The following is a 12168-nucleotide window of genomic DNA, read 5'->3' as shown; positions in this document are numbered from 1 at the left end:
TTGAAACGCTTAGGGGGACGGTCGGGCGTCATGGCCGTCTCCTGCGTTAGTGGGACTTGGCGCTTTAGCGCTGAGTCCCGTCTCATGCAAAGCCGAGGAGGTTGTCGCGAGCTTTTCGAGCTTGGGAACGCGCGCTTGGAACGGCGGCGTGGCAAAGCTGCGCTGCTTCAGTTCGTCGGCGACAGCCTGCGTATTGCCGGCGCGCGCGTCGCTCTCGATCTGCTGGTACTGGTGCAGATCGCCGCGCACGCCATCGAGCTCCGTCAGCCGCGGATAACGTTCGCCGTAGTCGTCGAGCATCGCGGGCAGCGAGTCGAGACGATCGTCGTTGAGCGCGGTATCGATCGCGGTCTTCAAGCGTGCGGCCGCCGCCACATACACCGAATCGTCGCTTTCCAGCTTGCGCAGATGACTCAATGCATCGGCGTAAGGCGCCGCGAATTCGGGCACGAACGAAGCGATGCGATCGAGCGCGTGCTGGTGCGGATCGGGGTCATCGTTCCAGCGCTCGACGAGCGAACTGATCACGGCTTCGTCCTTGAACAGGCGAATCGGCGCTTCGGCGCCGCCGCGCGCGGCCCAATAGGCTTCGAGATCGCCCATCCAGCCGATCTCGGCGACGAGCGGCTGCGCATCGGCGTTGTGCTGCGCGAGCGTTTTCATGCCGGCGGCGATCGAGCGCGCGCGGTCGAACTCCTGCGCTTTCACCGCCGCGAGCCATTCGGGCACCTTTGCCTTCATCAACGCCTCCGTGCCCGCCGCCTGAAACGCCGCATCGCCGGGATGCCGCGCGAGATAGCGATCCGCCGTTTCGGTCGCCGACGCGTAGCGCCCCGCGTCGAGCAGCGCGTGGATATCGCGCTGCGGCGCGTTGCGCACGTACAGCGCCATAAGGAGCACGCCGATCGCCCCGAGCACCACGCCGCCCCATCGGCCCCAACGCCGCAAATCGAGCTCGCCGCTGCCGCCAAGCGCCTGGCTCAGCTCGCTGACGAAGCGCGTGAAGCGATGTCCTGAGCGACGCTGGCGCGGCTTCGCTACTTGCTTGAGCTCCTGCGCGTGCGACGCGTCCGGATTCACTTCGTCTTCCTGCTTCAAGGCCGGGTCGACACAGAAGATGTCGAGGAACGAGTGCGCGGTCCCGACGAACGTCGTGCGCTCCGGATCGATCGCGGGCTGCGCCGGCGCTTCGGCTTTTACCTCGGCGGAAGGTTCGGTGCCCTCGCCCCCCGCCTTCATCTTCGTCACGGTCGGATCGGCAACCGGTCCGCGATGGACCTCTGCACGATAGACGAAATGGTTGCCGCCAAATGCAAGCGTCTCGCCGTCGCGAAGCGCGACTGCGCTTTCGTCGAGACGCTTTCCGCCGACGAATGTGCCGTTCGTGCTGCCGAGATCCTCGACGAATACCTCGCCGTCGCGCAGAAAGATGTGCGCGTGACGGCGCGACACGTAGTTCACTTGATGCGGATACGCGTCCTTGTAGCGTGCGAACGCGTCGTCGGCCTTGCTGATCAGAAACGGAAAGCCGGTGATGACGATCGGCTGCAGGTCGAGATCGTCTCGCTCGGGCGTCAATGTGACGGAGATGGATTGCGGTGACGGCAGCGCCGCGCGCGGCAGCAACTCGACGCGATAGGCGAGCACGCTCGCGAAGCGGATCTCGTCGCCGTTATGCAGCGGATGCGGTTTTTGCCGCACCTCGGTGCCGTTCACCGTCGTCCCGTTCTTGCTGCCCAGATCCGCGATATACGCGATGCCGTGCTCGAAGAAAATGCGCGCATGCCGCCGCGACAGCTCAGCGACGACCTCGGCGCGCGCCGACGCGAACGGCGTCTCGCCGCGCCCGACCGCGAACAAGTCGCTGTCGATGCGGATGACGCCGAACTCGGGATGCGATATCGGACTGAGCACGATATCGACACGCCTCGCGAGCGGCGTCTGCATTTCGGCAATCGGAACGTCGTCAGGAGACATGGCTCGACACAACGATCAGCGTTTATCCGCCAGCCCGCCGTCTCGATCGGACGGGTGGCGCGATGGCGGATAAACCACGTTGAGACTCAATGCCGGAGCGGCAATGCGGGGAGTGTTAGAAAAGTGTAGGCGACGCGTCACGGTAGTCAATTGGCGCTGTCCTTGCTGCCGTTGCTCGCGTTCTGCACGACCACGTCGGTCCAGCCGCCGCCGATCGCCTTGTAGAGCGTCACGGTGTCGGTGAGGATCTGCTGATGGTTCTGCAGCAGCGAGAGTTCGGCCGATGCGAGCGTGCGCTCCGACTCGAGCACTTCGAGCTGGGACACGACGCCCTCCTTCAACTGCGCCTCGATCTGCGCCGCGACCACCCGCAGATGTTCGTTCTGCTGCGTCAGCTCGATGCGCTGCTTCTTGTGCGCGTCGAGATTCACCAGCGCGTTCTCGACTTCTTCGAAGGCGGCGAACACCGTCTGCCGGTATTGCTGCTCGGCAACCTGGCTCTGCGCTTCGGTCGTCTTGATGTGCGCCTTCACGTCCGGGTCGAGCATCGGCAGGTTGATGCTGGGCAGGAAGCTGAACGTGAATGCCTTGAACAGATCGGAGAGCTGGAACGCCGCCGTGCCGCCACGGCCCGTCAGGCTGATGCTCGGCAACTGCGCGAGCTTGGCGGCGCCGATCTGGTCGTACGATTCGAGGATGCGGTACTGCGCGGCGACGACATCGGGCCGCCGTGAGAGCAGTTGCGCGGGCAGGCCCATCGGCACGTCCGGCACCTTGACGCGATCCTGCAGGTGTCCGGTGGGCACTTTGAATTCGCCGGCCGGCACGCCGACCAGCGTCGCGAGCGCGTTCTCGGCGAGGTCCCGCGAGCGCTGCAGGTCGACCAGCTCGCTCGCGATGCCGTTGACTTCCGCCTTCTGGCGCAGCACTTCCGTTTGCGGCACGACACCGTTCGCGTACATCGTTTGATCGATCGCGAGAATCTGCTTGTTCTTGTCGAGCGTCTTCTTCTCCTGCGCGATCTGGTCGTCGAATTGGAGAATCAGGAAATAGGTGCTCGACACGCCGGCGACGAGCGTCAGATAGCCCGCGCGCCAGTCGGCTTCCGACGCATGGTATTCGGCCTTTTGCGCCTGTACGCCTTTTTCGACCTTGCCCCAGATGTCGATGTCCCAGTTGACCTGCGAGCCCAGGTCGATCGTCTTCGTGAGCGGTGCGCCCGTGGTTTTTTCGAAGTCGACGCCCGCGCCGAGATCGGCCGAAGGCAAGGCGCCCGCGCGCGCTTCGCCGATTTGCGCATCGGCGACCTGAATGCGGGCCGCAAGAATCTTGATATCGACGTTGCCGTCGATCGCTTTTTTTACCAGCGCGTCGAGATACGGATCGTTGAATTCCTTCCACCATTCCGGGTTGACCGTATCCGCTGCAGACACCGGGCGCTGGGTATGTGCCCATGAATCTTTGGCGGGCATGTCGGGGCGCTTGTAGTCGGGGATGTTCAGATCCATGCAGCCGCATAACACCGTCGCGCAAACGCTCGCGGCTAGTGCGTGCTTGACGAGCGCATGCATTAGGCCGGTATGGATTTGGGCACGGGCGGAGGCGGTTGAGGGGTTCATGGTCTGCTCCGGGGGGTGTGGGGCTTGGGTGCTGCGGGAAAGGCTTGAAGTGCTAAGAAACTTGCTTGTGTGTCTGCCCCTAGCGAGCCGTTTAGGTTGCGATGCAACCTAAACGGCTTTGCCTGGGACGGGAGTAAGTGCTAAAGCACTAACTCCCGTCGACATCAATGGAAATCGATCGTGTTTTTAGCGGTCTGCGACGGGTTGACCGTGCCTTTGATGTCCGAGGCGAACGCCACGTCGTTGCCAACGTTGTTCGAGATCAGGTTGCTTTGGCCGATCGATTGCGCGGCGCTGAAGTTCGTCGTGTCGACATGCACGGACGGGTAGTACGACGGAAACGGATACAGGCCGGGCAGGTAGCCGCCGCGCACGGCGGACATTTCACGGGCGTCGAGTTCTTTAGCGACGGCGAGGTCTTCGATCATCAAGGTCTTCATGACAGTTCTCCAAATGTGAGAGAGAGGCTTCGGTGGATTGAGCTGCAAGTGTTGCGGGCTCGAGCCATATACTGCATAGGGTGTGCCAAGCATGCGCACGCGTTCGCGCAAAAACGCGCAAACGCCCGTCAATGCTGGGTTTGGCAGGCTAGGAGAACGAATCGGAAGGACGTGCGTGAACAGCGCGACATCGACGAGTGACAGTGCTGGACCAACATGCAACGCGAGAGGTGTTGCTGTCGCGGCAACACCTCTCGCGCCAATGCGCTCATCTCACTTCACGTAGATCGTGATCTTCTTCGAATAGACCGGCGGACTGTGCGGCACGTGGTTGAAGTCGCCCATCAGCAGTTGCAGCGTGTGCTTGCCGGGCGGCAGCTCGAGCGTGGTCTCCGTTTGGCCCGCGCCGAAGTGCAGATGATTTCGGTCGGAAGGAATCTGCTGATCCATCGGTGGCAGGTCGGTATCGATCAGCAGGTGGTGGTGGCCCGTGTTCGGAAACTGGACGCCCACCGGCGCCACCCCCATGTAGCGCAGGCCAAACCAGACGCGAAACGGCTTGCCTGCGGGCAGCGTCTGCCCGTCGTTGGGCCAGCCGATATAGACGACAGCACGCGGATCGGCAGGCGTCGAGCCGGCGTACGCCACGTTAGCGACGTTGGCAACGCTAACTGAGATCAGCAAGGCGGCGGCGAACGCAATTCCCTTATTCATGACGTTGACTCCCGGTTCTTGATTCAAGCCGAGCCGGCCACTATTTCACGGTGATCGTGATCTTCTGCGAATACACCGGGGGGTTGTGCGGCACGTGGTTGAAGTCCCCCATCAAGAGCTGCAGCGTGTGCTTGCCGGGAGGCAGCTCGATGCGCGCCTCGGTCTCGCCGGCGCCGAAATGCAGGTGATTTCGGTCAGAGGGAATCGGCTGATCCATCGGCGGCAGATCGGTGTCGATCAACACGTGGTGATGCCCCGTGTTGGGCCGGTCGACGCCCTTCGGACAGACGCCCATATTGCGCAGCCCCATGCGCACCCAGAACTTGCCGCCCGTAATCACCGCGCCGTCATACGGCCAGATGATGTACACCTCCGCGCCGGGTGGCGCCGGAGTCGGTCCGGCCGACGCCGGGCGCGGCAAGAGCAGCGCGCCGGCGGCCCAGGGAAGCGTGGCGGCGATAGCCACGAGCATCGTTCTTCTTTGCATGACCGTGCCCCCTCTAAGTCCTTTACCGCGCTTCCTTCACTGCTTAGCGGCGCCCCGGGGTTGCCCTCGAGTCGCGATTAATAGCTTAGGACGTAACGCGCGCGAACCCTACCTCGCGATGCTGGCAGGAACCCTATTCTCGCTAATACCCATGCATGCAAAACGCCTCTTCAAGAGAGGACGATTCGCTCGTCTTTATTCAAAATCTGCTGCTATCGTTGTTGATGGGGATGCGCGATGCCAAATACAAGGAGACTGAACATGTGGCGAAGAATCTTGCCTGTATGGCTGTTCGCGTCGCTCCTCGTCGCGTGGCCAGGCAGTCCGCACGCGGGCGTGCTGCCCAAAGACAGCTCGGAACAATACGAAATCACCTTCTGGGATTCGATCAAGAACAGCACGTACCCGGGCGATTACGAGGCGTATCTGAAGGCCTATCCGAACGGCCGCTTCGTGCCGCTTGCGCAAGCGCGCCTCGAACGGTTGCGCGCCGCGGCATCCGCAGGACAGGCGGCACATCCGCCTGCCGCGCAAACGCAAGCAGCACCGCCGCCGCCAACACCAGCGCCTGCTCCCGCTAAGAATGCGCAAGCGCCCTACGTCACGGCACCCACCGCACCCGCTGCGCCCGCAAAACCCGCCGCGCCCGTGACCGCCGGCGCGCAGGAAATCAAGGACTGTCCCACGTGTCCTGCACTGATCGCGGTCAATCCCGGCGCGTTCACGATGGGCAACAACACCGATGACGCTTCGGAAAAGCCCGCGCATCACGTGACGATCGGCCACTCGTTCGCGCTGGCGAAATACGCGGTCACGGTCACGCAGTGGAAGGCATGCGTGAGTGCGGGAGCGTGTCCGCAGCTATCGAACGAAAACAACGCCGGGCCCAATACGCCGGTACGCGACGTGAGCTGGGACGACGCGCAGCAATATCTGAAGTGGCTGACGAAAATCAGCGGCAAGCCCTATCGCCTGCCGACCGAAGCGGAATGGGAATACGCGGCGCGCGGCGGCACGTCGACACGCTACTGGTGGGGCGACACGATGAAGAAGGGCAACGCTAACTGCAAGGACTGCGGCGACCCTTGGCATGCCGACGCCCCGGCCGACGTCGGCACGTTCGCCGCCAACCCCTACGGGCTCTACGACATGAATGGCGGCGTGTGGGAATGGGTCAGCGATTGCTGGCACAGCTCGTTCAAGAATGCACCGGCCGACGGCCGCTCATGGGACGAACCGATGTGCGAAGCACGCGTAATTCGCGGCGGCTCATGGAAGGATGACGCGAGCTACATGCTCTCGTCGACGCGCTTCAAGTACGATGGCAGCGTGCGCTATTCGGAGAACGGATTTCGTGTGGCGCGGGATATGAAATGACGCTCACCATGACCTACGACCCCAACAATCCCTTTGCCAAAATCCTTCGCGGCGACGCCCCCTGTGTGAAGGTCTGCGAAACCGCCGACGTGATGGCCTTCATGGACTTGATGCCGCAATCCGACGGCCACGTGCTGGTCGTGCCGAAGGAGCCCGTCGCCACGCTCTTCGATTTATCGGATGCAGCGGCGGAAGCGAGCATCCGCGTGGTGCGGCGCGTCGCGCTGGCCGTGCGCGCGGCGCTGGCGCCCGATGGCGTCTTCGTCGGCCAGTTCAACGGACGCGCCGCCGGGCAAACCGTCGAGCACGTGCACTTCCACGTGATCCCTCGCTGGGCCGATCAGCCGTTGCGGATGCATGCGCGCGTGGTCGCCGACGCGGCCGAATTGGAAGCGCTGGCCGAGCGCATTCGCGCGCATCTGCGCGACTGAGTGCGCGTTTTAGTGCACGTTCAAGCGCTTAAGCGAACGCCTACGACCGCCCAGTAAGCGAAAACATTTTGTGCGCTTTGCGCGGCTGCGCTTCGTCGCTGACGTCATCGCCGATCACGCCGAACTCGATCGGAAAGCGCGTGTAGAAAACGTGCACGTTTGCCGCTCGGACGACGGCCAGCATGCGCTCGGCCTCGTCTTCGGTGACCGCGAGAATGATCTGCAGCGTCTGGTCGGTGAGCTTGAACACGTGCGCTGCGTGATGGGCGCCGGCGTGCCCGACGCCCTCCGCGACGCTGATGATCGTCGCACCCCGAATGCCGAGCTGGCGCGCCTCGTGCAGAAGCCATTCGCAGACGGTCTGATGTCCGTGCTTGTGATTTTGCTCGGTGTAGAACGTCAGCTGATAGCCGTTCACGATCGCCTCCTGAGTTGCTCCCGCGCGCCACGCGATCAACGCGCCTAAGCGCTGCTTTGATCGCGCTGCGCGAACCGGACCGCTTCGGCCAGCACCGGCGCGATCTCGTCGACGTGGTCGCGCTCGATCCGCAGCTCGACCCACTCGTTCATCGCCGAGCGGCCATACGGCTGAAACGCGAACGCGCGGCCGCTTTGCACGAGCGCCGCCGCGCGTTCGGCCGGCAGCTTGATGCCAAGGCCGCTGCCGTACACGCAGAACGCGATTCGGCGCCCGACGAAGGCCGCCGGACAGCCGAACATCGCCCCTTCGTGCACGGGCGCATCGATGTCGCGCACTTCATTGAATGCGGCGTCGAACAGAAAACGGTCATGCAAGAGCCTGGGTGTCGAGTTCATGCCCTTCTCCTTTGTCGACGAGAGTTGGCGCTTCAGCGCCTACGCCCCGAGCACCTCGTATTCGATCGCATACCGCGTATAGAAAAGCCGGACTCCGCCTTGCCGCAGGCTGTCGAGCAGCACGTCGATCTTGCTGTCGTCGGCTGCGACCGTCACCGCGACCGGCTGATCGGCCAATTCGAAAAAGCGCGCCGCGTGGACCTTGCCGTGCGTGCCGTAGCCTTCGGTCACTTCGATGACCGTCGCGCCCTGAATGCCCGCTTTCGTGGTTTCGTCGAGAATCCAGCCGACCACGGTCTTATGGTTCTTGCGGTGGCTCTGGTTCGCCGCGTACACCGTCAACTGGCTGCCTTTCATGAAACGCTCCGATGGATCGGCGTGAGCGCGCGATCCCGCAGGCACATTTGCGAGGTGGGGGTCGATTCAGTCTAGCACCCGCTCCTGGCCGCCGCCATGCGCATATCCGGCAATGCTAGACTCCCGGCCAGCCCCAATGGGCCGCTCCAACCGGGAACCACATCGCGCCCAGCCCTTGTCGCTCGCGCCGCGCTCCCGGCTGCCCAACCTTGCCTGGAACGTCACATGTATTGGTCCATCCTCGCCGTCGGCATCGGCGGCGCGCTCGGTTCGCTCGCCCGCTGGGTGCTCGGCCTACGCCTGAACAGCCTGTTCCCCACGCTGCCGCTGGGCACGCTCGCCGCGAACCTGATCGCCGGCTACGTGATCGGGGTGGCCGTCGCCGGGTTCGCCAAGCTGCCGGGCATTGCGCCCGAGTGGCGGCTCTTCGTCATGACGGGCTTGATGGGCGGGCTCTCCACGTTCTCGACGTTCTCGGCGGAAGTCGTCGCGCAGCTGCAGCAAGGGCGGCTCGGCTGGGCCGGGATGGAAATCGCGATCCACTTGTGCGGCTCGCTCATCATGACGGCGCTCGGCATCGCGACCGTGGCGCTCGTGGTTCGCTAATCCCCCGCTAACCCAAATCCCCTCGCACGGCGCGATAGCGCACATAGCGCTTGCCGTCGCTATCGACTTCCCCGACGCGCCGCATGCCGAGCTTCTCGGCGACGCGGCGCGAGGCGGCATTCTCCGCCGCAATATCGGCGACGATGCGCGGCAGCTTCACCGTCTCGAACGCGTGCCGCATCACAACGCGCGCCGCTTCGCTCGCGATCCCTCTGCCCCACGCCTCGCGCACCAACCGCCAGCCGATCTCGACTTCGGGCCCCGCCCCGTGATCGGGAATCAGGAGCACCCAGCCGATGAAGCGCTCGGGTGCGGCCGCTTCGACAATCGACCAATAACCCAGGCCGCGCGGATACGCGCGCGTGATCCGGTATTCGACGAACTCTCGGTGCTTGATGGCGTCGTCCCATGGGCCGGCGATATGGCGCGTCACTTCCGGATCGCGGTCCATCGCCAGGCAAGCTTCGAGATCGGCCATCGTGCGTGGGCGCAGCAACAGACGGCCGGTGTCGAACACGGGTAAAAGGTCGTCAGCAGGCGCGGCTGACGGCGGCAAAAACGATGTCATAGCGTGAATCGGCAAAGAGAACGGCTAAGTGAGCGATTAACTGAGCGGCTAAAACCCGGCGCGCATGTGCAAAGAATTGAATAGCGCTCATAGCGTGCGTTTGCAATTGGCGCATGCCGCGTCTTAGCCATTAGCAACATACATGCTTGGCAAGTCTTTGAAAATTACGTTTAGCCGACAACGAGCGAGGCTTTCTTTTCCATTGCGAAACAAAGCTAGGGATTATTACTAAGAAATCACTGATGAACCATGCAACCGCTTAAGCAGCGGCGTACACTCGCACGTGCCCAATTACGGGGGCGTGCCGGGCGATGGCGCTGCCCCGCCCAGCCCGGGCCACATGGAGACTCTGGAGAATAACGACATGAGCTGGACGCGCGAACAAAGAAACGTAACGATTGCAGCCTACCTGGGCTGGACACTAGACGCCTTCGATTTCTTCCTCATGGTGTTCGTATTCAAGGACATCGCCGCCGAATTCAACACCAAGATCACCGACGTCACGATTGCGCTGACACTCACGCTTGCCGCACGCCCTATCGGCGCGCTGATATTCGGACGGCTCGCCGACAAATTCGGCCGGCGTCCGACACTGATGGTCAACATCGCCTGCTATTCGCTCATTGAACTGCTCTCCGGCTTCTCGCCGAACCTGACAACCTTGCTCGTGCTGCGCTTTCTCTTCGGCGTCGCGATGGGCGGCGAATGGGGCGTCGGCTCCGCGCTCACGATGGAAACCGTGCCCACGCGTTCGCGCGGCATCGTCTCCGGTCTGCTGCAAGCGGGCTACCCGAGCGGCTATCTGCTCGCCTCGGTCGTGTACGGCATCCTTTACCAATACATCGGCTGGCGCGGCATGTTCTTCGTCGGCGTCGCGCCGGCGCTGCTCGTGATGTACATCCGCTCGAGCGTGCCCGAGTCGCCCGTATGGAAGACGATGGAAAAGCGCGTGCGCCCGGGCCTCGTCGAGACGCTCAAGCAAAACTGGAAGTTGTCCATCTACGCAATCGTGCTGATGACCTGCTTCAACTTCTTCTCGCACGGCACGCAGGACCTCTACCCGACCTTCCTGCAGAAGCAACATCATTTCGATCCGCACACCGTCTCGCTGATCGCGATCACGCTGAATATCGGCGCGATTGTCGGCGGCCTGTTCTTCGGTTCGCTCTCGGAGAAAATCGGCCGACGCCGCGCGATTTTCATCGCCGCATTGATCGCGCTTCCGGTACTGCCGGTGTGGGCCTTCTCGACCACTGCCGTCATGCTCGCGATCGGCGCGTTCCTGATGCAGATCTCGGTGCAAGGCGCATGGGGTGTGATTCCAGTCCACTTGAACGAGATCTCACCGGATGAAATCCGCGCGACGTTCCCCGGTTTCGTGTATCAGCTCGGCAACCTGCTCGCGTCCGGCAATGCGCCGATGCAGTCCGCGTTCGCCGAGAGTCACGACAACAACTATGCGCTGGCGCTCGCCACCACCTGCGGCATCGTGGCGGTCGTGATCGCGGTGCTGATTTTGTTCAGCCGCGAGCGGCGCGGCATCGATATGCAGCAATCGGCCGCGCACGAGACATCGACCGCTTGACGTGTCGATTGAACGCAAAAGGCGCTTGCCATGGCGCCTTTTGCCGCTGTTTGCCGCTGTTTGCTACTGCACGAAAGAAGCGACGCATGCGCCTGCATGGAAGCGGTTTCTTCGCTCTTTGCTTAAGCGGTCTAGAGGACTCTGTCGACAAACAAGCCTTGCCGTTATCACGCGCCGTTCCGTATCTTATAAAAAACAGTTGTTTGAATTAGATCGCCAATTAGATCGATAGACAGTTGAATTGTTTGTACGCGGCCGGGCGACCGGCATGGGAGGCGCACATGGCAGTTCGCACACCGAGCCGGCTCGCCGGCGACACGAAGGCGCGCATCTTGGATGCCGCCGAAGATCTCTTCATCGAATGCGGCTACGAGGCGATGTCGCTGCGGCACATCACGTCGCGCGCCGAAGTCAATCTTGCCGCCGTCAACTATCACTTCGGCAGCAAGGAAGCGTTGATCCACGCGATGCTCTCGCGCCGGCTCGACAAGCTGAACGAAGAGCGCCTGAAGCTGCTCGACCGCTTCGACACGCTGCTCGGCTCACACCTGACTTGCGAGCACGTGCTCGGCGCGATGTTCATTCCGGCGCTGCGTCTTTCTCGCGAGCCGCGCACGGGCGGACGCGCGTTCCTGCGGCTCTTGGGGCGCGCCTACACCGATCCGTCCTCGTTCATCCGCGAGTTTCTGAGCCGGCATTACGCGTCGGTGTCGGAGCGCTTCTTCGATGCGTTCCAGCGCGCGCTGCCGCATCTGCCGCGCGAGGAACTCGGCTGGCGGCTGCACTTCGCGATCGGCGCGCTGTCGGGCGTGCTCGCGGGCGGCGATACCGACAGCCTCATCGTCGAGTTCTCGCAGGGCAAGTCGATGAACGACCTGCAGTTGATCGCGCGCCTCGCCTCGCTGATCGTCGCGGCGCTCAAAGCGCCGCAGCCCGACACGACGCAGTTGGCCGCGTTCGCCGCCGTGCTCGGCGATGCGGGCGATAACGTCGACAACTGCGTGGCGGGCAATGGCGGCAACGCGAGTGCGCTCGCGGCCAGCGACGAAGCGCCCGCGCCAAGCGCCACGGCGCCGGGAACGGAAGATGCTGGAGAGCGGACGGCAGAGGCCTCGATGCCTCCCGGCGACGAACCGCTCGCGCCGCCGCCCGGCTCGACGATGCCGGCTCCGCGACCGGCCTTCTGATTTC

Annotated in this window: 14 protein-coding genes; 5 read left to right on the top strand and 9 right to left on the bottom strand. The window is 63.2% G+C overall.

The window, feature by feature from the left end; genetic code table 11:
- Positions 1-9 precede the first annotated feature (9 nt).
- From AAHK20_RS11620 to AAHK20_RS11600, 5 genes are all read right to left on the bottom strand, one after another.
- Positions 10-1977 (bottom strand): FHA domain-containing protein, encoded by a 1968-nt coding sequence (locus AAHK20_RS11620; RefSeq protein WP_449181591.1) that lies wholly within the window; start codon positions 1975-1977, stop codon positions 10-12.
- A 146-nt stretch (positions 1978-2123) separates the two neighbouring features.
- On the bottom strand, positions 2124-3548 hold the full coding sequence (locus tag AAHK20_RS11615; protein WP_449181652.1) for an efflux transporter outer membrane subunit: 1425 nt from the start codon (positions 3546-3548) through the stop codon (positions 2124-2126).
- Positions 3549-3760: 212 nt separating this feature from the next.
- Positions 3761-4036: a hypothetical protein gene (locus AAHK20_RS11610; protein ID WP_137332751.1), complete on the bottom strand. Its 276-nt coding sequence runs from the start codon at positions 4034-4036 to the stop codon at positions 3761-3763.
- Between the two features lie 273 nt (positions 4037-4309).
- Positions 4310-4750 (bottom strand): DUF4399 domain-containing protein, encoded by a 441-nt coding sequence (locus AAHK20_RS11605; RefSeq protein ID WP_449181590.1) that lies wholly within the window; start codon positions 4748-4750, stop codon positions 4310-4312.
- Positions 4751-4790: 40 nt separating this feature from the next.
- Positions 4791-5237 (bottom strand): DUF4399 domain-containing protein, encoded by a 447-nt coding sequence (locus tag AAHK20_RS11600; protein ID WP_449181589.1) that lies wholly within the window; start codon positions 5235-5237, stop codon positions 4791-4793.
- 261 nt (positions 5238-5498) lie between these two features.
- Here AAHK20_RS11600 and AAHK20_RS11595 point away from each other — a divergent pair, with 261 nt between their 5' ends.
- Both AAHK20_RS11595 and AAHK20_RS11590 read left to right on the top strand, forming a co-directional pair.
- Positions 5499-6614, top strand: coding sequence for a formylglycine-generating enzyme family protein (locus AAHK20_RS11595; RefSeq protein WP_449181588.1), 1116 nt, complete (start codon positions 5499-5501; stop codon positions 6612-6614).
- A gap of 8 nt (positions 6615-6622) precedes the next feature.
- The gene (locus AAHK20_RS11590) at positions 6623-7045 is read left to right on the top strand and encodes an HIT family protein (protein WP_449181651.1); all 423 of its coding nucleotides are present in this window, start codon (positions 6623-6625) and stop codon (positions 7043-7045) included.
- 40 nt (positions 7046-7085) lie between these two features.
- On the opposite strand, the gene AAHK20_RS11585 is transcribed toward AAHK20_RS11590, so the two are convergent.
- From AAHK20_RS11585 to AAHK20_RS11575, 3 genes are read right to left on the bottom strand one after another with little or no spacing between them, the layout of a single operon-like run.
- Entirely contained in the window at positions 7086-7463 is a 378-nt protein-coding gene (locus tag AAHK20_RS11585) for a DUF190 domain-containing protein (RefSeq protein ID WP_449181587.1), read from the bottom strand.
- A 44-nt stretch (positions 7464-7507) separates the two neighbouring features.
- The gene (locus AAHK20_RS11580; RefSeq protein ID WP_449181586.1) at positions 7508-7861 is read right to left on the bottom strand and encodes a hypothetical protein; all 354 of its coding nucleotides are present in this window, start codon (positions 7859-7861) and stop codon (positions 7508-7510) included.
- A gap of 39 nt (positions 7862-7900) precedes the next feature.
- Positions 7901-8218: a DUF190 domain-containing protein gene (locus tag AAHK20_RS11575; RefSeq protein ID WP_449181585.1), complete on the bottom strand. Its 318-nt coding sequence runs from the start codon at positions 8216-8218 to the stop codon at positions 7901-7903.
- 225 nt (positions 8219-8443) lie between these two features.
- Here AAHK20_RS11575 and crcB point away from each other — a divergent pair, with 225 nt between their 5' ends.
- Positions 8444-8824 (top strand): fluoride efflux transporter CrcB, encoded by a 381-nt coding sequence (gene crcB, locus AAHK20_RS11570; RefSeq protein ID WP_449181584.1) that lies wholly within the window; start codon positions 8444-8446, stop codon positions 8822-8824.
- 7 nt (positions 8825-8831) lie between these two features.
- On the opposite strand, the gene AAHK20_RS11565 is transcribed toward crcB, so the two are convergent.
- Complete coding sequence (locus AAHK20_RS11565) at positions 8832-9392, bottom strand: GNAT family N-acetyltransferase (RefSeq protein ID WP_449181583.1); 561 nt, start codon at positions 9390-9392, stop codon at positions 8832-8834.
- Positions 9393-9756: 364 nt separating this feature from the next.
- On the opposite strand from AAHK20_RS11565, the gene AAHK20_RS11560 reads away from it, so the two are divergent.
- Complete coding sequence (locus tag AAHK20_RS11560) at positions 9757-10977, top strand: MFS transporter (protein ID WP_449181582.1); 1221 nt, start codon at positions 9757-9759, stop codon at positions 10975-10977.
- 281 nt (positions 10978-11258) lie between these two features.
- Positions 11259-12164, top strand: coding sequence for a TetR/AcrR family transcriptional regulator (locus tag AAHK20_RS11555; RefSeq protein WP_449181581.1), 906 nt, complete (start codon positions 11259-11261; stop codon positions 12162-12164).
- Positions 12165-12168 lie beyond the last annotated feature (4 nt).

Source organism: Trinickia camelliae, from assembly GCF_053525655.1.
This window is presented reverse-complemented; position numbering and strand designations above follow the sequence as displayed.

Bases quoted from the DNA above. Each gene is read 5' to 3' on its own strand.
- AAHK20_RS11620 (WP_449181591.1), bottom strand. From the start codon at position 1,977: ATGTCTCCTGACGACGTTCCGATTGCCGAAATGCAGACGCCGCTCGCG.
- AAHK20_RS11615 (WP_449181652.1), bottom strand. From the start codon at position 3,548: ATGCATGCGCTCGTCAAGCACGCACTAGCCGCGAGCGTTTGCGCGACG.
- AAHK20_RS11610 (WP_137332751.1), bottom strand. From the start codon at position 4,036: ATGAAGACCTTGATGATCGAAGACCTCGCCGTCGCTAAAGAACTCGAC.
- AAHK20_RS11605 (WP_449181590.1), bottom strand. From the start codon at position 4,750: ATGAATAAGGGAATTGCGTTCGCCGCCGCCTTGCTGATCTCAGTTAGC.
- AAHK20_RS11600 (WP_449181589.1), bottom strand. From the start codon at position 5,237: ATGCAAAGAAGAACGATGCTCGTGGCTATCGCCGCCACGCTTCCCTGG.
- AAHK20_RS11595 (WP_449181588.1), top strand. From the start codon at position 5,499: ATGTGGCGAAGAATCTTGCCTGTATGGCTGTTCGCGTCGCTCCTCGTC.
- AAHK20_RS11590 (WP_449181651.1), top strand. From the start codon at position 6,623: ATGACCTACGACCCCAACAATCCCTTTGCCAAAATCCTTCGCGGCGAC.
- AAHK20_RS11580 (WP_449181586.1), bottom strand. From the start codon at position 7,861: ATGAACTCGACACCCAGGCTCTTGCATGACCGTTTTCTGTTCGACGCC.
- AAHK20_RS11575 (WP_449181585.1), bottom strand. From the start codon at position 8,218: ATGAAAGGCAGCCAGTTGACGGTGTACGCGGCGAACCAGAGCCACCGC.
- crcB (WP_449181584.1), top strand. From the start codon at position 8,444: ATGTATTGGTCCATCCTCGCCGTCGGCATCGGCGGCGCGCTCGGTTCG.
- AAHK20_RS11565 (WP_449181583.1), bottom strand. From the start codon at position 9,392: ATGACATCGTTTTTGCCGCCGTCAGCCGCGCCTGCTGACGACCTTTTA.
- AAHK20_RS11560 (WP_449181582.1), top strand. From the start codon at position 9,757: ATGAGCTGGACGCGCGAACAAAGAAACGTAACGATTGCAGCCTACCTG.
- AAHK20_RS11555 (WP_449181581.1), top strand. From the start codon at position 11,259: ATGGCAGTTCGCACACCGAGCCGGCTCGCCGGCGACACGAAGGCGCGC.